We start from the raw sequence: 20,752 nt of genomic DNA on the forward strand, positions 1-20,752 counted from the left end.
GGCTTAACCCATAATCACGCGGGTGGTTTATAAATTTTCAAAAAAATTATTAAAAAATCGATTTAAATCTAACTCTTTTTGATTACTTAACAATGCTATAGTCATTTTTGTGCTAAAAGCACATGTGTGTAAATATTACTGATTTGTTTGCCCATCTCTTGATGGGCCTTTTTCTACATCAACGGCAATCACAAAACTCTTCCCTGCACGCTTTGTTGATGATGTCTAAGGCTTGAAGTCACCCACTTTCAAGCTGGGCACGGGTATGAGCAGCCATTGAGGCATTGCCAAATAGCGTTAACAAGATATAGAAGAATAACCAAAGCTAGCAGTACACATCTGGAGTGGTGGAGAGGGAAAACTCGAACTGATGAGCGCACTATCGTATTTGTAGCGCGGCTGCCCATCAAATGGGCCATACTTCAGCCCAGAGGATTTATGACCTTTACGGCAAATGGATGAGCGAAAACAACTCAGACCAATGTCGGTTATGAATTCTGGTTTCAATCATTCTGTCCCAGATATGCCTCAAGCCCCAAAAATTTGAGTCACAAAAGCTTATACTTCAGAAACCTACCTGGCCCACTGCGGCTTATTCAAGATATGATCCTGCCAGTCAACAACGTCGTCTTCGCGTACCGCAATATTACGCACCGAGATGCGGGCGGCGTGCATGGCTGACTTGGACTCTTTATGCAACAGAGGATGCCATGGCAGCAGATCCTTGCCCTCACCAATCAGGCGATAGGCGCAGGTCGGCGGCAGCCAGTCGAACTTGGTCAGGTTCTCACGGGTCAGCTTGATGCAATCTTCTTCGAGCGCAAAACGATTCTCGTAATTGCGACACTGACAAGACTTGATGTTCAACTGGTTGCAGGCAACGTTGGTGAAGTAAATCTCGTCCGTGTCTTCATCGATTAGCTTATGTAAACAGCATTGCCCACAACCGTCGCACAGTGCTTCCCATTCATTATCGGTCATTTCAGACAGCGTTTTTTGCTGCCAAAAAGCGGGTTGAGACATAGTGACATCCGGTTTTAATAAAAATGAGGCTGACTATATAGACGCTTTAGCCTCGAGATGCAAGCAAAGCGACCCATAATAGCAGCCGCGTTGTGGTTGCGCCCTGTCATTCAACCCGCCTGTCAGATGACGCGGGTCGTAATTGCTTTGCCGTTGAGAAAGATTTCAAGAGCGTCACCGGCAGCTATTGGCCCTACGCCATGCGGCGTGCCGGTAATGATGATGTCGCCGGCGCGCAGTGTGAAGAATCGGCTCATGTAGGCAATCAGCGGCAATATTGGGGTGAGCATGTCGCACGTGTTGCCCTCTTGCCGCACCTCACCGTTGACCACTAATTTTAGTTCAGCCTGCTGTGCATCACCAAACTCGCTGGCAGAAATAAATCCCGACACTGGGCAGGAACCATCGAAGCCTTTAGCCTTATCCCAGGGCTGCCCGTGCTTGATAAATTCGCTCTGCAGTTCGCGCAGAGTCAAATCGAGCGCAACGCCATAACCTGCAATCGCCTCACTCACCCGCTGCTCGTTCGCCTGCTTTAAAGGTGAACCGATTAATACGGCAAGCTCTACCTCGTGGTGAACCACGCCGAAATCCTTGGGGATGGCGACGGGTTGCAAAATATCGCACAGCGCGGTTTCCGGTTTGATAAACACCAAGGGCTCTGTCGATGCTGCGCTGCTCATCTCTTTGATATGTTTTGCATAGTTATTACCTACGCAAACCACCTTACTCACGGGATAATCCAGAAACGCGCCATGCCAATCACGATGCTGATACATTGGGCTCTCTCCCTTGCCAGCCGGTTGTTGCTGGCTAAAAATAGGTCGCTATTGCACGGAGGCTCCGGCGATATCATCTGCCATCATGCCAACGCTGATAGCGAAATAGTAAGAGCGATTCCAGTGCATGATGGTCCTAAAGTTATCGTAAACCATAAATGCGCGCCCCTGATCGGAGTCTGGCGTAATAATCCAGGCACGCGTCACAGAAGCAGGTAAAGGTTTACCGTCCAGCGACAGCACGCCCTTTTGCTGCCATTCTGCGGCGCTGTGCGCCTGATCGTTTTTCAAACCAACCTGCGTGGTGTCAAAACCGGCGGGTAATTTGACCTCCATTCCCCACCCCTGATTTGCCTTCCATCCTTCAGATGACAGATAGTTCGCCGCAGAGGCAAAGACGTCGGAGGTATTGTTCCAGATATCAATCTTGCCGTCACCGTCACCGTCAGCGCCATACCTCAGGTAAGAGCTAGGCATAAACTGCGTCTGCCCCATCGCGCCGGCCCATGAACCTTTCATCATCTCACTGGTTGCCTTACCTTGTTCAACAATAGTCAGTGCTGCGATTAATTCATTGGTGAAAAATGCTTCCCGGCGACCTTCAAAGGCCAGCGTCGCCAGCGCCGAGAATGCGTCATCTTTGCCCTGTATCTTTCCGTAATTACTTTCCATGCCCCACAGCGCGACAACATACTGTGGCTGTACAGCATAGCGGTCACTGACTTTTTGCAGTTCGGCCGCGTGTTGTTGAGCCAGAGCCTGGCCCTGCTGGATTTTAGAGGTAACAAGTACGCGGCGCAGATAGTCGTCGAGGGTTATCTTGTTTTCAGGCTGATTTTGATCGAGGCTGATAGCTCTGTCGACGAAATGCACGTTGGCAAATGCGCTATCGAGGGTTTTCTGGCTTATACCCTGCTGTCTGGCCTTTTGTTTAAGCTGTTCAACGTAGGCAGGAAACTCTGCAGGATTGCGTCCCTCGGCGGCTAAGGTCGTTTGGGCAGGTTTGGCGGCAGCAGGCGCCACAGTGGCAGCAGGAACGCTTGCAGGGGCAGACTGGGTCTTATCGTTCGCGCAGCTGCTTAATGCCACAGCGCCCATCGCCAGGGTGATAACCGATAGTTTTAAGCTCATCGCGTGCTTCCTTTTCGTGGCAACCTTTATGGCAATGCTTCATTGCAAATGCATTGTGCTTCTCATAAGGGCTAACGTGCAGGAGCGCGAGGATGAATGCAAGACTCCCGCCTCTCATTTTCATAAAAGACGGGATATGTCAGATTTTCCCTAGAATAATCTGATTATTTATTGTCTGAGCCGAGGTGGATATTTAATAGACTCTCGGTCGGAGGTGGCACCTGCAGGTAATAGCCGCGCTCGGTCAGCTCTTGTTTAACTTTTTCAATATCTGCGGTCGCAAGCTTCTCGCGCGTGCCCAGGTTAACCATCATAGAAAACACCGGCTTGCCGAAACTTTTCATCAGTTCTTCAGGAACCTGAGTGAAATCGTCTTTTTTTTCGACATACAGGTAGGTTTGATCACGTTTATTACTTCTATAAATTGCACAAAGCATTTTTTTAACTCTATTTTATTGGAACGGTGGCTTGCCTAGATATAGCTGTAACTATACCATGCATAACGTACATCGGAATATCGCCCCCCGTGTGGTATTCCGGGGATTTAAAGATGCTGAGACTGAGTCAGGATAGATGTCACAATCGCCAATAGAACTAAAAGGCAGCAGTTTTACCTTATCGGTTGTTCATTTACACAGTGCACAACCCGAGGTTATTCATCAGGCATTACAAGAAAAGTTGGAGCAAGCTCCTGCATTTCTGAAAAATGCCCCTGTTGTTATCAATGTTGCAGCACTCACCGGTGATGCAGACTGGAAAAAAATTCAACAGGCTGTCGTTTCTGCAGGCTTTCGCGTTGTAGGCATCAGTGGGTGCAAAGATGAACAGCAAAAGCGTGCGCTTTCGCTTACCGGTTTACCGCTGCTAAGCGAAGGACGCGTCAAGCGTGCCCTTGCAGAGCCGCCGGCCCCGGTTCCGGTGATACCGGATAATGCCCCTGCCAAAACGCGGATTGTCAGTACGCCAGTCCGTTCAGGTCAACAAATTTATGCCCGTAACAGCGATCTTATTGTAACCAGCAGCGTGAGTGCCGGTGCCGAGCTTATTGCCGACGGCAACATTCATATTTATGGCATGATGCGCGGTCGTGCATTGGCCGGCGCTGCGGGTGATACGAATTGTCAGATATTTTGCACGCATCTTGGCGCTGAGCTAGTCTCTATCGCAGGCCAGTATTGGCTGAGCGATCAAATCCCGTCCAACTATTTTGGACAGGCTGCGAGACTTCGCCTCCAGGATAACGTGTTAACCGTACAACCTTTATATTAAGTTTCTGCGCCTCTTTTACCCTCTGGGGCAGACACTACGACCTTTGACAAGGAATCTTTACATGGCACGCATAATTGTTGTTACATCGGGTAAAGGGGGCGTTGGCAAGACTACTTCAAGCGCAGCCATTGCTACCGGCCTTGCCCAAAAAGGCAAAAAGACCGTCGTCATTGATTTCGACATCGGTTTGCGTAATCTCGACCTGATCATGGGTTGCGAACGTCGCGTTGTGTATGATTTTGTCAATGTTATTCAGGGTGATGCCACGCTGAATCAGGCACTTATCAAAGATAAGCGCACCGAAAACCTCTACATTTTACCGGCATCACAAACGCGTGACAAAGACGCGTTGACCCGTGATGGCGTTGAAAAAATCCTGAAAGACCTGGCCGATATGGACTTTGATTTCATCGTCTGTGACTCTCCGGCAGGGATCGAAACCGGCGCGCTGATGGCACTGTATTTTGCCGACGAAGCCGTCATCACTACCAACCCTGAAGTCTCTTCTGTTCGTGACTCCGACCGCATTTTGGGCATTTTGTCTTCAAAATCCCGCCGTGCGGAACAGGGTCAGGATCCTATCAAAGAACACCTGCTTCTTACCCGCTACAACCCTGGCCGCGTTAGCCGTGGCGACATGCTGAGCATGGAAGACGTGCTGGAAATCCTGCGCATTCCACTGGTTGGCGTGATCCCTGAAGATCAATCGGTGCTGCGTGCGTCCAATCAGGGCGAACCGGTTATTCTGGACCAGGAGTCTGACGCAGGTAAGGCATACGATGACACGGTCAGTCGTTTGCTGGGTGAGGAACGTGCGTTCCGTTTTATTGAGGAAGAGAAGAAGAGTTTCCTGAAACGCCTGTTTGGGGGATAAGCCATGGCATTGTTAGATTTCTTTTTGTCCCGCAAAAAATCGACAGCCAACATAGCCAAGGAACGGCTACAGATCATCGTAGCTGAACGGCGTCGAGGGGACAGTGAACCCGCCTATTTGCCTGACCTGAAGCGTGATATTTTAGCGGTCATCTGTAAGTACATTCAGATTGACCCTGAAATGCTCCACGTGCAGTTCGAGCAGAAAGGCGACGATATATCGGTGCTTGAGCTGAACGTGACACTTCCTGAGTCAGAGTCGGAAGAAGCACCAAAATGATCGGCTTTGAGTAACCCTCCCCTGTTCCTGGAACAGGGGATAATTTTTTCCGCCCGTTGACGTTCTGACGGTAGATATTCACGACTTTTACTTTTTGAAATGACCAGAATGCTTGAATAATTGTATTCAGGTATGTGACCTGAAAAATAACAGGCAGTGGTTTTGGGGTAGGGTCATTGAATAGTTCGAAATCCTGTTCGGAATTAGGAGCGGTTTCCCTTTCTAACCGCCAAATAAAACGTCCAACAAACCCTCGGTTGCTGAACGTTGCTTAAAATGGATTTATCAGAAAGCGCTAGCGATTATACGATTCCGTATTTTTTCTCAGTAACAAATTTAGGTTCTTTCCAGTTCGGGCCTTTTACGATTTTCCCATTTTGATCAGCTAGTACACCTTTTCTAAATAACTCATCGTATTTAGATGAAAGCTCTCCACAGGTAACTACACCATATCGGTTGTATGTAAATAACTTATCTAACTTTGGATAGTCAGACGTTGGTCCTAAAAATGTTAATATATCCTCTACACTTTCATTTTTGATTATATCTTTTAAAGACATTGAATTATCCTCCCAAGGCATCTTTTAGTTCCTGTTCACAATCGGCTTGTAGGGTCTCATCAGTATAAAGGCTCAGTTCTCTTTCGTTTATTTTATAATCCTCTAGAGTTGCAGCATGGGTATTATTCCATTGTTCTTTTCGTCTAGAAATGCTTTGAGAAACTTCTCCATCTTTGATCCGCTATATAGCTATCGCTGTTTCCAAGACTGCATAAGACCCCCCCTGTTTTTATCCAGGGGAGTCTTTATCTGATTGGCAGCAAGGCTAGCGGAGAAAAAGACCGCCCTGTCTTAAAACAGATATTTGAATCTCAGCCGTGCGCCATAACGAGGTTGATGATTGCCCTGCTCTTCAGAGGAGGCATTTAGCCAGGACGTGTAGGCACCCAGATAAATATTGAAGTTAGGCATTGCCATAATATCAGGAAGCTGCCAGGAAGTATGCAGAGTGTGAATATCATAATTACCCGGCGCCAGAATCGAACATTCATTATCACAGCTTTCATTAACTCCAGAAATATTAAACTCGGAAATCTTGTTGTGAGCATAAATATATCCCAGCTCGACGCGATGCCAGAGCGCATTAACGCCCGCACTGAAGTCCTTCTCCTCTTTCGCATTCATCATGGCGGTGTTGAGGTTAACGACCATCCCATTCTCGAGATCGTTTTTCAGCGTATTCCACGTCATGGTTAAGCCATAGCCCGTGCGCCTGGACTGATCGTTCCATTTCCCGTTGCCGTCGTTATAACCATAGGCATTCTTGACCAGATTGCTTTCCATCGCCGCCGCAACGGAGTAAATACCGGATTGCCACGCCACAACCGGACGTGTGTACACCACATTTTTTTGATTTTCCAATTCCGTGCCGTGGTAGCGGCTGTCGACATACAGAGAACTGCCATCCTCGACCAGGTTATTGAGCTCAAAATACCAGTTGCCAAGGGTTTTGCTGACCAACAGGTTGCCACCGCTGTTGCTGCGGCCGCGTGCCTCTTTCATCATGTAAATATAGCCGTAGCCGTCGCTGTAGAGATTGTTTGCGGTATTACCGGAATACTCGACAAAAGTGTCCTGATTCAGCGGGAACATATCGTAGGCCTCAAAACGCCCGACTTTCATCTGCCAATCGTTTTGTTGGCCAAAGAAGAATACCGCATCGTCAAGATTCATCTTGCCATTCATATCCGCCAGCGGCTGAACGTTGAATCCGGCGTAACGGCCAGCGGTCGACCTTTGCATCCCTTCCAGACCTAACAATATACGTCCATTAATATCCCAACGCTCCTTATTACCCGGTGCCCAGTTTTTATTAGCGCTAGTTTTTAACGAAGTTAAACTGCCCGTACGGCTTGCGCCATCGAGATTAAATTCAACGTCACCATAGAACTTTAGTTCTGCATTAGGATTTGATTTCACTAAAGGGGGACTTTCTCTTTTAACCACGGCGACGATATTCTCTTTTATTTCACCCGCCCCTTGCTTTAGCTTTATAATTTCCGCCTCAGCTTTATCCGCGCGTTTTTCTGCGGACTGTAACCGCTGTTCGAGTAACGCAAACCGCTGCTCTAATGTGAGAGAGGATTGTGCAAGAAGATCACCAGAGAAAATACTGAAACACAGCACCAGTCCGACTTTTTTATTCATCGAATTAATCCTTGCCGAAGGGTTATATTTTATTATTAATGTGAGAAACCCGCCCGTTTATTACGGGCAAGGTCATTATTTACAAATTATTTTAAATACCAGGCACCACTTTCATTGAGCACGGCTTTACCTGACCAGGCAAAGATATGCAGCTTTCGTTGGTCGGGATAAATACGACTGCTCAGGCAGGCTTCCCCATCATTAACAAAAACCTCAACGGAGGACTTGTCGAAAAAGACCCGAAGTGACAATGCTGCCGTCTGCGGTAATGGCACGCTGCGTTGGCCACAGAGTCCAAACTGCGGATAATGACGTTCCAGAATCAGGCGTTGGGCCTGGTTATCAACATACAGCCGCATCCCCTCCTCCAGAGCAATACCGTACTGCTCTGCATCACTCCCCACCCTGTCCCACTCGAGAATCACCTCCGTCGTTTCGCAGTGGTCCATCACGCACAGCGCCTGATTATCCAGAGTCTGCGCCGACCAGCTTGAGAAATCCTGACGCATTGCTTCGACCTCTTTTACGGGTCGCATTTGCAGACGATTTTCCGCCGTCAGGGTAAGTTCACGAGGTAAAGAGAGCATTCCCGCCCATCCGTCACGCTGTTCCGGCATCGGTGATTCCCACATGGCCAACCATCCAATCACAATGCGTCGACCATCGGGTGCCAGGAAACTTTGTGGCGCATAAAAATCGTGCCCGTGGTCTAGCTCCTGAAACGCGACTTCTTGCACAAAGTTTTCTCCCGGTTGCCAGTGCCCCACGATAGACCCGCTCTGGAATAAGTTCCGATTCGAATATCCCTCGGCTTGCATACCTTGCGGGGAAAACATCAACACCTGTTTGCCCCGCAGCGTGAAGAAATCCGGGCATTCCCACATGAATCCCATGCCTTGCGGGGCGACAGCAAGCACCCCTTCATCATGCCAGTGGCGAAGATCCTCTGAGCGATAGAGCCTTACCATGCCGGTATCTTCGGTGCGTGCGCCGACAACCATGTACCAGCTCTCGCCCTCTTTCCAGACTTTAGGATCGCGGAAATGGTGCAGTCCGGCCGGCGTATCGAGCACCTGTCCCTGTCGATTAAAATGAATGCCGTCCTCGCTGGTTGCCAGGCATTGCACCTGATAAAGGTTATCGTCGCTCGCAGGACAGCCGTGAAACTTATGCCCGGTATAGACGAGGGCTAGCTCGTTACCGTTGACAACCGCAGAGCCTGAGAAGCACCCGTCTTTATCTTCCGGTCCTTCTGGCGCGAGCGCGACGGGCAGATGTTCCCAGTGCAGTAAATCGCGGCTTCGTGCGTGGCCCCAATGCATAGGCCCCCACTGCGTGGAATAAGGATGATGCTGGTAAAATGCGTGATACCAGCCCTCAAACCAGACCAGGCCATTAGGATCATTCATCCAGCCTGCTCTTGCCGCCAGATGATATTCGGGGTACCAGCGCCTGTTCAGCTGTTCACCTTTAACCCTGAGTGCTTGTTCGGCTTTGTCTATTAATAACGTCATATTCATTCACTCTTATTTCATTCAAACGGCAGAAGGTTGTGACAATAAATCTTCTGGAGAGGGCTTATTGCTGCGTAAAAGAAAGATTGAGATAAAGGTGGTGCTAAATACCATCAGCCCCATGATGAGATAGGATTGGGCAAATCCATATTTTTCATAGCTATAGCCGGCCAGCGGAGAGAGGACCGTCGCAATCACCGAGCTGGTGCAGGCAAAGCCAACAAGATAGAGGGTTGAGGAGAGACGTTTATCGAAGTTGAGACTGTTATATTTAAAGATGGAAACCAGCAGAACGGGGAGTTCTACGGCATGCAGCAGTTTGGTGATGGAAATGAGCAGCGGCCCTTCCACCAGCCCTGAGGCAATCATGCGCAGAGCCATCGTCATGCCAGCAAAGATCAATCCGTTTTTGGCCCCCACGCGATTCACCAGCCATGGGGCGCAGAACATCCCGGCCGCCTCCAGGAAGACCTGGAACGAATTGAGATAGCCGAACATCGCATTCCCCTGATGCAGGGTGGCAAACTGAGAGGCAAAATAAACCGGAAACTGCTGGTCGTAGACGCCGTAGATGCAGGTTCCAACCACAAAAAACACCAGTTTCCAAAAGCGCGATAAGGTCAATAATCTCAGCGCGTCTTCAAGCGTGACTTTCGCCATCCCCAGTTCGAGTTTCTCAAGGCTCGCTGGCGTATTCACTTTTAAACGTGCCAGCAGACCAAAGAACACCAGCCCGGAGCATGACGCCACCAGAAAGTTGAGTTTTGGATTGATATTGAACAGAATGCCGGCAAAGAAGGTCGCCACTGCCCAGCCCAGCGACCCCCACATGCGAGCCCTGCCAAATTCAAAGGTGCTTTGACGCGCCACCCGCTCGGTGTAAGACTCGAGGACTCCAATCCCCCCGTTAAAGGTCATTCCGACAAACACGCCACCGAAAATACTGCCCAGCAAAATATTGATACTGAGCAGATAACCGAACAGCAGATAGGCTGGCCCGGAAAGGAACAGCAGCGCGGTGATGTACCACAGCAGGTTCTTGCGTAAACCGAGCCGGTCCTGAATAAAGCCATAAAAAACCTGGGCACAGAGCGCCGAGACTGACATTACGGAAAAAATAATCCCGGTATCCATGGCTTTCAATCCCACCTCCTGATGTAACCAAATGGAAAGCAAAGAGCCGGAGGATGACCAGCTCACAAAAAAGAAGAACAACAGCGCACTTAAAAGCGAGTAACTGCGAGAATGATGTTTTTTCATCATAACGATCTCTATGAGGGATAATGATGAAATGGTAACGTTAACAAATCATCACCCTCACCTTCTTTTGCGGCGATACATGATGTTAATCACACAAGTTAACGTTAACATAGTGCAATTGGGAGCATGATCAAATTTTAACGTCATGTTTAAAGACTCCTCAGGGAGATGACGGTGAACAAAAATATCGCCGCATCCTTTTACATCATAAAGTGAGTTGTATAGCCTGATGCAGACAGGGGCATTGGCCAGACACTTTCCAATCAAGACAGGTACTCATGGCGTCGTTAAAAGATGTGGCAAAGCGGGCAAACGTATCGTTAATGACGGTATCGCGGGCCTTAAACAGTCCAGAAAGGCTCAGACCTGACACGCTTGCCTGCGTACAGGCCGCAATTAACGAATTAAATTACGTCCCCGATTTGTCGGCCAAAAAAATCCGTGGTGCACGCGCCACGCCCAAAACGATCGGTGTGCTGGCGCTGGACACGGTGACAACCCCCTTCTCGGTTGAGATAGCCTTATCCATTGAAGAAACAGCCCGCGCCCACGGATGGAACAGCTTTGTGGTCAACATGTTCTCCGACGACAGTCCGGAAAAGATTGTCGATCTGCTGCTCTCCCACCGCCCGGGCGGGATAATTTACACCACCATGGGCCTGCGACAGGTCCCGGTTCCCGCCAAGCTCCTGACGCTGCCCTGTGTGCTGGCAAACTGTGAAAGTCTGCACCAGCCGGTGGCCAGCTATATTCCTGACGATGAGCAGGGTCAGTATGAAGGTGTCAAAGCGTTGCTGAAGGCGGGTTATCGTCGCCCCCTGTGCCTGCACCTGCCCTTTGCCCGTCTGGCAACCGTTCGTCGCCAAAAGGGGCTGACTCGCGCCGGTCTCGAGGCGGGTCTAAGTCCCGAGACGTGGATACATTGCTATATGCAGGACGGTGACGCTCACTACCAGGACATTCCGGCGATGATCGAGGCCCAGATGCCGCAGGGCAAACCGACCTTTGACTGCGTAATCTGTGGCAACGACCGTATCGCCTTCCTGGTTTATCAGACCTTGCTTTCACACGGCATCCGCATCCCCACCGATGTCGGCGTGCTGGGCTATGATAATATGGTCGGCATTGGCGACCTTTTTCTGCCGCCGCTGTCGACCGTACAGCTCCCCCATTACGAGATTGGTCGCCTGAGTGCGCTGCACATTATCAACGGAGATAGCCATCGCGAGACGGTCCGCGTGGCGAGCCCCTGGCTGCATCGCGCATCGATTTAAGGCTTATTTAGCGGAGTTCGGCCGCTTCATGCCGCTGGTAAATCCTTGCCTCATAAGGCCGCAGTTTTTGGCTTTCTCCCTGATTCGAATAATTCCCCAGCAGCGGCTGCCAGCCTTCCAGCGCTAACTGATTCGCGTCAACATCCTGAGTCAAGGCACTGATATTGCACAGCACCAGCACCCGTTGGTGGTCCAGACTGCGGGTATAGGCGTAGAGATAAGGATGATCGGCCAGCAGAATTTCATAGCGGCCATAAACCAGCACCGGCTTCTGGCGACGCAGGCGTATCAGCGCACGGTAGAAATTGAGTACTGAATCGGCATCTTCCCGCTCACGCGCAACGTTAATTTCACGATAATTGGCGTTCACCGGGAACCAGGGCCGGGCGGTGCTAAACCCCGCGTTAACGCTCTCATCCCACTGCATCGGCGTGCGCGAGTTGTCGCGCGCATTGCGGCTCAGGAACGACAGAACCACCTTCTCATCGATCCCCTGCCTGAGCATTTCAGTGGCACGCCTTCTGGCCGCAACGTCGTTAAAATCATCCAGACTGGCAAAATGCGTATTGGTCATGCCCAGTTCCTGCCCCTGATAAATAAAGGGCGTCCCCTGCATCAGGAAATACATCGCGGCAATTGCCGTCGCACTTTCCCGCCGATAACGCGACACCTCGCCCCAGCCGGAAACTACCCGCGGCAGGTCATGATTCTCAACGTACAGCGCATTCCAGCCTTTGTTTTCGAGCAGCGTCTGCCAGCGGGTAAAGATGTTTTTCAGACCGCGAACGTCCAGCTCCGGCTCGCGCAAGCCTCCCTGACTGTCCTGCCAAAGCTTGACGTGCTCGAACTGGAAGATCATGTTCAGCCTGCCACGCGCCTCGCCCACCCAGTCTTCTCCCTGCTCGGCCGAGGCGCCGTTCATTTCCCCTACCGTCACGATGTCATACCGTTTGAACACCTGCTCACTCATGTCGTCGACGTAATCAAGCAGCCCGTCGTAGTTGAGGTGGCGTTCGAATGAGGGCACGAAATGCAGCCCCAGCGGGTTGGGCATGTCGCTCATGGCCGGTTCTTTTTTCATGTGGCATATCGCGTCGATGCGAAAACCATCAATGCCTTTGTCCAACCACCAGCGCATCATCGCGTATACGGCCGAACGGACCTCCGGGTTCTCCCAGTTAAGGTCCGGCTGGCGTTCGGAGAACAGGTGGAGAAAGTACTGTCCGGTCTCCGGACTGTGCTTCCAGGCCGAGCCGTTGAAAATGCTCTCCCAGTTATTCGGCTCTGCGCCATTTTTGCCGTCACGCCAGATGTACCAGTCACGCTTCGGGTTATCACGCGAAGCGCGTGACTCGATAAACCACGGATGTTCGTCCGACGTATGGTTGACCACCAGGTCGATGATCAACCGCATGCCGCGGGCGTGAACCTGCGCAAGCAGGCGGTCAAAATCCGCCATCGTGCCGAACTCGGTCATGATGTCCTGGTAATCGCTGATGTCGTAGCCGTTGTCATCGTTAGGCGATTTGTACATTGGGCAAATCCAGATAAGGTCGATGCCCAGATCCTGTAGATAATCGAGCTTCTCGGTGATGCCGTTCAAATCGCCGATGCCATCACCGTTGCTGTCTTTAAAGCTGCGTGGATATAGTTGGTAGGCCACGGCCTCTTTCCACCAGTTCGCCATTACGACCTCTCCAGTAATAAAGCAAAAGATTCAAAAGGTTGCAGCTCCAGGCTGGCTGGCAGCCGCACGCGCGGTGAAGAGTTGGTGATCAGGCAGGTCCCCTGTTTTCCCTGCATCGCCTCAGGCACGTCGAGCGTGACGGGCTCGGGGGTAAAATTGTTGATGACCACCAGCGTCTGACCGTTGAACCTACGCAGCCAGCCAAAGACCTGAGGATGGTCGGCGAAGATCTGCTGGAAATCACCGTGCACCAGCAACGGCAGTTTTTTTCGCAGCGCCACCAGCTTCTGGTAGTGGAAAAAAATAGAGTCGGGACAGGCCAGCGCCGCCGCCACATTCACCTGCTGATAATTAGGATTAGCCGCAATCCAGGGTGTGCCTTGGGTAAAACCGGCATGCGGACTGTTGTCCCACTGCATCGGCGTTCGCGCATTGTCGCGCCCATTGGCGTAGATGCCTTCCATCATCTGCGCATCGCTGACGCCGGCCTCCGTCCGCTCGCGGTAAAGATTCAGGCTTTCAATATCGCGATAGTCATCAATGCTGGCAAAGCGCACGTTTGTCATGCCAATCTCTTCGCCCTGATAGATATAAGGCGTGCCTTTCAGGCAGTGAAGCGCGGTCGCGAGCATTTTTGCCGAAGCGACGCGATAGCGGCCATCATCACCAAAGCGAGAAACCGCCCGCGGCAGGTCGTGATTGCTCCAAAACAGCGAGTTCCAGCCCTGATGGGCCAATGCCCGCTGCCATTTGTCGATAACCTCTTTGAAGCGCAGCAGATTGAAGGGTTTATTGCACCACTTGCCGTCATGCTCGTCCCAGAACAGTTTGATGTGCTCAAACTGAAACACCATCGACAGCTCTTCGCGTTGTTCGGCGCTGTAGAGCAGCGCATCTTCCGGCGTTGCGCTCCACGTTTCACCGACCGTCACACAGTCGCGATGCCCAAAGGTGGCGCGGTTCATCTGGTGGATGAACTGATGCAGATTCTTGCCGTTGACCATCACCTGTCTGTCAACGTCTTTACCAATCAGGTCGATAACGTCCATCCGAAAGCCACTGATCCCCTTGTCGAGCCAGCGATTCATCATCGCGTGCACTTCTTCTCGTACCTGCGGGTTATCCCAGTTGAGATCCGGTTGCCGTTTGGAAAATTGATGGAAATAGTATTCACCGCTGGCAATGTCGAACGTCCAGCCACTGCCGCCAAAGTAGGAGCGGAAATCGTTGGGCGGTCCGCCGTCTGCTGCGGGTTTGCGCCAGATATAAAAATCCCGATAAGGGCTGTTCGTTGACTTTAGTGCCTCGAGAAACCACGGATGTTCGTCGGAGGTGTGATTGACCACCAGATCCATCAGAATACCCATATCGCGCACTTTCGCCTCGGCGATCAGGCGTTCCATCTCCTGCAGGGTGCCAAACACCTCGGCGATGTCCTCGTAGCTCGAGATGTCATAGCCGTTGTCGTCCATCGGCGAGCGATAAACCGGTGAGAGCCACAGGAGATTGACGCCCAGCTGCTGCAAATAATCGAGCTTGCCAATAATGCCAGCCAGGTCACCAATACCGTCACCGTTGCTGTCCATAAAGCTGCGCGGATAAACCTGATAGACCACCGCCTCTTTCCAGGCTTCCGCCGTCTTTCTATCCGTCATAGCGTGAGGGCCTCCGGGACCGATGAGTGACTTTTTACCTTGATACGCTGAAACGCCTGCCCCTGGCTGTCGAACAGATAACAGCACTCAACCGGCAGCCGCACCCCCACCGTCGCGCCCACGCGAATAGCAGAGCGTTCAGGATGGCGCACCACCCAGGGTTCGCTCGCGTTGCCGTTGTCCAAATACAGCAAGGTTTCATTGCCCATTTGTTCAACAAACTTCACTTCCCCCTGATATTCGCACTGCGCGGCGTCACCGCTGCGAATATGCTCAGGGCGAATGCCGATGTTAACGCTTCGACCCTGTGCCGACGCCGGGGTCGCGACAGGCAGCACCAGCGTCTTGCCGTTGTCCAGTTCGACCACGCTTTGCCGTTCACCGGACTGGCGCAGCGTTGCCGGAATCAGGTTCATTTTTGGCGAACCGATAAACTGAGCCACGAACTCGTTAGCCGGGTGGTCATAGAGTTCAAGAGGCGTCCCGACCTGTTCAATTTTCCCTTTGTTAAGCACCACAATGCGGTCAGCCAGCGTCATCGCCTCCACCTGATCGTGGGTAACATAAATAATGGTCACGCCCAGCCGCTTATGCAGCGCCGCGACCTCCATGCGCATCTGCACGCGCAGCGACGCATCCAGATTCGACAACGGCTCATCAAACAAAAATAAACGAGGCTCGCGGACGATAGCTCGCCCAATCGCCACGCGCTGGCGCTGGCCGCCGGACAGGTCTTTCGGCCGCCTTTCCAGCAGCTTCTCCAGCTGCAAAATCCGTGCACATTCCCGCACGCGCTGGTCAATCTCTGATTTGGAATGGCCCGCCAGCTCGAGGGCAAAGGCCATATTCTGGTAAACGCTCATATGCGGATAAAGTGCATAGGACTGGAACACCATGCCGATACCGCGTTCGGCCGGGCTGTCATCGTTGACGTAATGGCCATCGATATACATGCCGCCACCGCTTATCTCCTCAAGCCCCGCAATCATGCGCAACAGCGTAGACTTGCCGCAGCCGGAAGGCCCGACCACCACCATAAACTCCCCGCTGTTGATATGCAGGTCGAGCTGGTGGATAACCTCCGCGTTGGCACCGTAGCGTTTCTGAATTTTGTCTAACGTCAATTGCGCCATATTGTTCTCCAAATCCATGATAATGAAATGCCGGCCGTCCGCCGGCATGAGTGCAGCAATGCGGCTTATTTCAGGTAATCGAGCCAAGGACTCTGGCGCGAGATCATGACGTCCACCAGCTCAGGAATCGCCCTGCATTTGTCGTTCACCGAATCCACCAGCAGCGCCTGTATCACTAAATCGCGCGAGCCCTGAAGCACGGCCTCGGCAGTCAGGTCATGGATGGCTATCTGGTTACTGAGCAAGCCGCCGATGCCGCTCGGGATGTCAACCTTAATGCCGTGAATCCCCTTGCGGTCGACGGTAGCCGGAACCTCAACGGCAATGAATTCAGGCAGCTGTTTAATAAAGCCTTTATTAGGAATGTTGACCGCAGACTCTTCATAGCCGGAATCGGTGAGGATCCCTTCCATGATAGGCACCACTCTTTCCTTCAGTTTTAGCTCAATCTTCGGCTGTACCTGCCCCAGATAGTTGCGGTAGAAGGTGTAGAAATCGAGGATCCCGCGATGGTCGCTGACCTCGTTAGCCCAGCGAATGTATTCGCCGAAATGGCTGTCGCCAGTGATTGGCAGATGGTGGAACTTCTCAAGGATCTCTTTAAAGAGAGTTCGGTCTGCCCATGGATAGGCGCTGTCGCGGCCTCCGAGCGCGTCACGCTCTGTGCTGCCCTCGGTCTCCACCAGACGCCCATTTTTACGGGTGTAAGCCAGAATGTCGCTATAGCCAGGCAGAGTGGAGAAATAGTCTGGCGCCTTGGCGCGCACGTCAGGATAGGCATCGTAGCCGCTGTCTTTATAACGAGCCTCCAGCAGTACGCTAAAGTGGTTGAGACCGGCCGCACGCAGGGAGAGATTGTCGAATGAGGTGCCCAGCATCTCCGGCAGGTAGCGCTCAAGTGAAGCAATTTCGTGGCACATTCCCACAAAGTTTAGCTCCGGGAAGCGGCGATGTACGGTGGTGCAGATACGGCTCATCGGGTTGGAATAGTTGAATACCCAGGCGTTGGGGCAGACTTCGGCCACGTCAGCGCAGATGTCAAGGATAGGCGGAATGATGCGCAAGGAGTGGAACAAGCCGCCGGGGCCGCCGTTCTCGCCGTAAACCTGCTGAATGCCGTACTGCTGCGGGATTTGCCAGTCCAGATCCCACAGGGCAAAGCGGTCGCCTACCTCAATGGAAATAATAACGAACTCAGCGCCGCGCAGCGCCGTCAGGCGATCGGTGGTCGCCGTCAGGGTAAACGGCAGGTCCTCTGCCGCCAGAAAATCACGGGCGGTCTTTTCGGTCGCCGCCAACGCGGTTGGATTGATGTCGAGCAGCACAATCTCACTGCCATACAGCGTTGTGCTCTGGAATATCTCGCCCAGCGTGCCGTAGCCGAACTGTGCGCTGCCCGCGCCTATCAAAACGATTTTGGTAGCCATAGTTGATTCTGCTCTCCTGCAAGTTGTAATTCGGGCATCAGCCCTTGACTGCGCCATGGGTTAATCCACTGACGATTCGTCGCTGGAAAATAAGCACCAGCGCCACGATGGGTAAGGTGACTATCACCGAGGACGCCATGATGGTGCCCCACGGAAGTTCATACTGAGAGGAGCCATGAAGCATGCCTATCGCCACAGGAACCGTGCGTTTGCCGCTGGAGATAACGAACGTCAGGGCAAACATGAATTCGTTCCAGGCGCCGATAAACGCCAGAAGTCCGGTGGTGACCAGTGACGGCCCCATGATCGGCGCAAAGATGCGACTGATAATGGTCCACGTGCTGGCACCGTCAACGATGGCGGCCTCTTCCAGCTCGGTGGGAATCGCCTTCATAAAGGTGGTCAGCACCCAGATGGTGAACGGCAGTGAAAAGGTGGTGTAAGACAGCACCAGTGCCCCGAGTGAGTCGTAAAGCCCCATGAAACGCACCAGCTCGAACATGCCGGAAAGCACCGCAATCTGAGGGAACATCGACACACAAAGGATGGTGAACAGCAGATACTTACGGCCACGGAAGCCAATGCGTGCCAGCGCAAATGCTGCTGTAATCGACACCAGCAGGCACAGCCCTACCGTCAGGGTCGCCACTATCGCCGAATTGAGAAGGCTGCGAGCGATGCCACTGTCCATCAATGCGGTGACATAATTGCCCCAATTCATCTCGTTGGGTAACCAGCCCACCCTGAACAGGTTTTGCCCCGAACGCAGTGAAGTCAGGATGGCGTAATAGAACGGGAAAAGGCAGATAATGCAGGCTAGGGCTGCGCTGGTGAAAATCAGCACGCGCTGGGCCATTTTTTGTCGTTGCAGTTTCAGGCTCATCATTTCGCCTCCCCGCTGTTACGGCGGCCAATCATCAAGAAGCAGGCAGCGATGCCGGCGACCATCATAAATACCAGCACCGAGGCGGCGGAGCCGGATCCCATCTCCTGATAGCTCACCAACAGGTCACGTGCGTAGCCGGACACCGAAAGGGTCGATTCACTGTTGGAGGTCAGGATATAGATAAGGTCAAACACCCGGAGCGCATCCATCACGCGGAAAATCAGCGCCACAATCATCGCCGGCATAATCAGCGGCAGCGTGATGCGACGAAAACGCTGCCAGGCATTAGCGCCATCAATCCGCGCGGCTTCGTATAAATCGCGGGGAATAAGCTGCAGTCCGGCCAGCAGCATCAGCGCCATAAAGGGCGTGGTTTTCCATACGTCAACGATAACCACGGCCCACATTGACAGCTTCGGTTCTGCGACCCAGGCCAGCGGCGTGCTAATAACGCCCATCTTGAGCAACAGGTCATTCACGACGCCGTACTGGTCGTGAAACATCCAGCTCCACATTCTGGCCGAGACGATGGTCGGGATTGCCCAGGGCACCAGAATGGCGGTTCGCACCAGTCCCTGACCGCGGAATTTTTGATTCATCAGCAGCGCCAGCAGCATACCGAACACCAGCTCAAACGAGACCGACAGCAGGCTAAAGCGCAAGGTGTTGCCGACGGCAAGCCACCAGAGCGGATCGGCCAGTACCCCGTAATGGTGGCCTCCCTGATTCAGGTCAAAATAGTTGGCAAAGCCCACAAAATGGTAGTCATCGGGTGCGTCCAGCATGGCGTCGGTAAAACTGTAAAACAGCGTGCGCAACAGCGGCCAGCCTGCGGTGGCTACCAGCAGAAGGAGGGCCGGTGCCACCAACAGCCAGGCAATTCGGCTACGACGCAGCCGGTAGCTTAGCTTTGTGCGTTTCGCTACGCGGCTTCCGGCCTGACTGCCGGGCAGGGATAACGAGGTGATTTCTTGCTTCATGCATCAGACTCCAAACCGTGAATTCCGTTAAGGGGGGACTGCATTCAACGCCATCCTTTGGCTTTAATGATTTCCAGCCGCTGCTGTAGCGCCACGACGGCGGACGCCCCGTCACTGTTGCCGCTCAAGACGTTGTAGGTGGTGTTGTAGATTGCGTTGGATACCTGAGCGTACTGACGGCGGGTTTGCGTGGCCGGACGCGGCACGGCGTGCATGAAAATCCCCTTAAAATCGGCAAGGAATGGGGCCTGCGCCAATACCTGAGGATCCTCGTAAAGTGCAGTGCGCGAAGGTGCCCACCCCATCAATGCCAGCGCCTTTTTCTGCGACTGAACGCTGCTGACAATTTTTAACAGTGCGATAGCCGCCTGGGGATTCTTGGTATAGGCGCTGATGGCCCAGTGCCAGCCACCCATCGCACTGACAGAAACCCCGTCATCGCTTTTCGGTAGCGGCATCACAGCCACCTTGCCTCGGATAGGACTGGTCGGGTCTTCAGCCAGGGTGTAGGCATAAAGCCAGTTGCGCATAAACAGCGCATCGCCGTTCTGGAATACCGGTCGGGACTCTTCCTCCATGTAGCCCAAAGCCCCGGGCGGCGAGATTTTGCCTATCCAGCCTGCGGCCATGTCGAGGGCCTGTGCGGCGCGCGCATTATTGATGGTGATATTGCCTTGGGAGTCAATAAACGACCCGCCGTTCTGCGAGGCCACCCACTCCAGCGCATTGCAGGTCAAGCCTTCGTAGGCTTTGCCCTGAAAGACCAGCCCCCAGAAATTTTTATGTCCCGCATCGTGTTCGCCCTGCTGAATGCGGGTCGCGATACGCGTCAGGTCGCTCCAGGTGACAGGCGGCTGTTCGTGATATTTCTCCAGCAGATCTTTGCGGTAGTAGAGCGCACCGGTATCCATATAAGCCGGAATCGCCTTGACACGACCATTGACGACATCATTTTGCAGGGCCGCAGGGAAAACCTCTGTGCGCAGACTGCTCACGCTGTCGGTCAAATCCAGCAGATGCTTGTTCAACACGCCAATCCAGACGGTATCGGCCAGAAACAGATCGATAGCCCCCGAATCTTTGGCGGCAAATAGCTGTTGAAATAAGGATAGTTTTTCATTTGAAGCTGGCGGGAGATCGATAAATGCCAGGGTATTACCGGTCTGGGCCTCAAACTGCTGCTTAATCTCGTTGCAGAACTGACGACCTTCCTTGCTAGGTGGACATTCCATTCGCAGCGTATCAGCGTGCGTCAAACCCGACGTCAGGGCCAGCGCGGCAGCAATCAGTCCCGGGATCACTCTTCTCATGGCTTCTTCTCAGGTGATGGCGGGAATACCGTCATGCGAGAAAAATAGCGAAGCGGAGACATTG

Annotated in this window: 19 protein-coding genes; 4 read left to right on the forward strand and 15 right to left on the reverse strand. The window is 52.5% G+C overall.

Annotated features, from left to right (window positions below; all coding sequences use genetic code 11):
• Window positions 1–573: 573 nt before the first annotated feature.
• The 4 genes from BS640_RS17530 to BS640_RS17545 all read right to left on the reverse strand — a co-directional run bounded on the left by BS640_RS17530 (window position 574) and on the right by BS640_RS17545 (window position 3,370).
• Window positions 574–1,023: a YcgN family cysteine cluster protein gene (locus BS640_RS17530; protein ID WP_017490966.1), complete on the reverse strand. Its 450-nt coding sequence runs from the start codon at window positions 1,021–1,023 to the stop codon at window positions 574–576.
• A gap of 122 nt (window positions 1,024–1,145) precedes the next feature.
• Window positions 1,146–1,802 (reverse strand): fumarylacetoacetate hydrolase family protein, encoded by a 657-nt coding sequence (locus tag BS640_RS17535; protein ID WP_017490965.1) that lies wholly within the window; start codon window positions 1,800–1,802, stop codon window positions 1,146–1,148.
• 48 nt (window positions 1,803–1,850) lie between these two features.
• Entirely contained in the window at window positions 1,851–2,933 is a 1,083-nt protein-coding gene (locus BS640_RS17540) for a lytic murein transglycosylase (RefSeq protein ID WP_017490964.1), read from the reverse strand.
• A 164-nt stretch (window positions 2,934–3,097) separates the two neighbouring features.
• A complete protein-coding gene (locus BS640_RS17545; protein ID WP_017490963.1) occupies window positions 3,098–3,370 on the reverse strand; it encodes a YcgL domain-containing protein in 273 nt (90 codons plus the stop codon).
• Between the two features lie 136 nt (window positions 3,371–3,506).
• Here BS640_RS17545 and minC point away from each other — a divergent pair, with 136 nt between their 5' ends.
• From minC to minE, 3 genes are all read left to right on the forward strand, one after another.
• Complete coding sequence (gene minC, locus BS640_RS17550) at window positions 3,507–4,202, forward strand: septum site-determining protein MinC (RefSeq protein ID WP_017490962.1); 696 nt, start codon at window positions 3,507–3,509, stop codon at window positions 4,200–4,202.
• A 61-nt stretch (window positions 4,203–4,263) separates the two neighbouring features.
• Window positions 4,264–5,076: a septum site-determining protein MinD gene (minD, locus tag BS640_RS17555; protein WP_017490961.1), complete on the forward strand. Its 813-nt coding sequence runs from the start codon at window positions 4,264–4,266 to the stop codon at window positions 5,074–5,076.
• Window positions 5,077–5,079: 3 nt separating this feature from the next.
• Window positions 5,080–5,355, forward strand: a complete 276-nt coding sequence (gene minE / locus BS640_RS17560; RefSeq protein WP_017490960.1) for a cell division topological specificity factor MinE — start codon at window positions 5,080–5,082, stop codon at window positions 5,353–5,355.
• Window positions 5,356–5,657: 302 nt separating this feature from the next.
• Here the strand turns inward: minE and BS640_RS17565 are convergent, their stop codons facing one another.
• From BS640_RS17565 to BS640_RS17580, 4 genes are all read right to left on the reverse strand, one after another.
• Window positions 5,658–5,915 carry an immunity protein gene (locus tag BS640_RS17565; protein WP_084913022.1) on the reverse strand — a complete coding sequence of 86 codons (258 nt, stop codon included), beginning with the start codon at window positions 5,913–5,915 and terminating at the stop codon, window positions 5,658–5,660.
• 291 nt (window positions 5,916–6,206) lie between these two features.
• A complete protein-coding gene (locus tag BS640_RS17570; RefSeq protein ID WP_084913006.1) occupies window positions 6,207–7,562 on the reverse strand; it encodes a carbohydrate porin in 1,356 nt (451 codons plus the stop codon).
• Window positions 7,563–7,648: 86 nt separating this feature from the next.
• The gene (locus BS640_RS17575) at window positions 7,649–9,076 is read right to left on the reverse strand and encodes a glycoside hydrolase family 32 protein (RefSeq protein WP_084913023.1); all 1,428 of its coding nucleotides are present in this window, start codon (window positions 9,074–9,076) and stop codon (window positions 7,649–7,651) included.
• A gap of 21 nt (window positions 9,077–9,097) precedes the next feature.
• Window positions 9,098–10,339: an MFS transporter gene (locus BS640_RS17580; RefSeq protein WP_084913007.1), complete on the reverse strand. Its 1,242-nt coding sequence runs from the start codon at window positions 10,337–10,339 to the stop codon at window positions 9,098–9,100.
• A gap of 275 nt (window positions 10,340–10,614) precedes the next feature.
• Here BS640_RS17580 and BS640_RS17585 point away from each other — a divergent pair, with 275 nt between their 5' ends.
• Window positions 10,615–11,610, forward strand: coding sequence for a LacI family DNA-binding transcriptional regulator (locus tag BS640_RS17585; RefSeq protein WP_084913008.1), 996 nt, complete (start codon window positions 10,615–10,617; stop codon window positions 11,608–11,610).
• Between the two features lie 7 nt (window positions 11,611–11,617).
• On the opposite strand, the gene BS640_RS17590 is transcribed toward BS640_RS17585, so the two are convergent.
• From BS640_RS17590 to BS640_RS17620, 7 genes are all read right to left on the reverse strand, one after another.
• Window positions 11,618–13,297 carry a glycoside hydrolase family 13 protein gene (locus BS640_RS17590; protein ID WP_084913009.1) on the reverse strand — a complete coding sequence of 560 codons (1,680 nt, stop codon included), beginning with the start codon at window positions 13,295–13,297 and terminating at the stop codon, window positions 11,618–11,620.
• On the reverse strand, window positions 13,297–14,952 hold the full coding sequence (locus BS640_RS17595; RefSeq protein WP_084913010.1) for a glycoside hydrolase family 13 protein: 1,656 nt from the start codon (window positions 14,950–14,952) through the stop codon (window positions 13,297–13,299). The genes BS640_RS17590 and BS640_RS17595 overlap by 1 nt, the downstream gene beginning before the upstream one ends.
• Window positions 14,949–16,085: an ABC transporter ATP-binding protein gene (locus tag BS640_RS17600; RefSeq protein WP_051040084.1), complete on the reverse strand. Its 1,137-nt coding sequence runs from the start codon at window positions 16,083–16,085 to the stop codon at window positions 14,949–14,951. The genes BS640_RS17595 and BS640_RS17600 overlap by 4 nt, the downstream gene beginning before the upstream one ends.
• Before the next feature lie 65 nt (window positions 16,086–16,150).
• Window positions 16,151–17,512, reverse strand: coding sequence for a family 4 glycosyl hydrolase (locus BS640_RS17605; protein WP_017492876.1), 1,362 nt, complete (start codon window positions 17,510–17,512; stop codon window positions 16,151–16,153).
• Window positions 17,513–17,549: 37 nt separating this feature from the next.
• Complete coding sequence (locus BS640_RS17610; RefSeq protein WP_084913024.1) at window positions 17,550–18,395, reverse strand: carbohydrate ABC transporter permease; 846 nt, start codon at window positions 18,393–18,395, stop codon at window positions 17,550–17,552.
• Window positions 18,395–19,378 carry a carbohydrate ABC transporter permease gene (locus BS640_RS17615; RefSeq protein ID WP_017492874.1) on the reverse strand — a complete coding sequence of 328 codons (984 nt, stop codon included), beginning with the start codon at window positions 19,376–19,378 and terminating at the stop codon, window positions 18,395–18,397. The genes BS640_RS17610 and BS640_RS17615 overlap by 1 nt, the downstream gene beginning before the upstream one ends.
• A gap of 44 nt (window positions 19,379–19,422) precedes the next feature.
• The gene (locus BS640_RS17620) at window positions 19,423–20,688 is read right to left on the reverse strand and encodes an ABC transporter substrate-binding protein (protein WP_084913011.1); all 1,266 of its coding nucleotides are present in this window, start codon (window positions 20,686–20,688) and stop codon (window positions 19,423–19,425) included.
• Window positions 20,689–20,752 lie beyond the last annotated feature (64 nt).

The organism is Rouxiella badensis (assembly GCF_002093665.1).
GTDB lineage: Bacteria > Pseudomonadota > Gammaproteobacteria > Enterobacterales > Enterobacteriaceae > Rouxiella > Rouxiella badensis.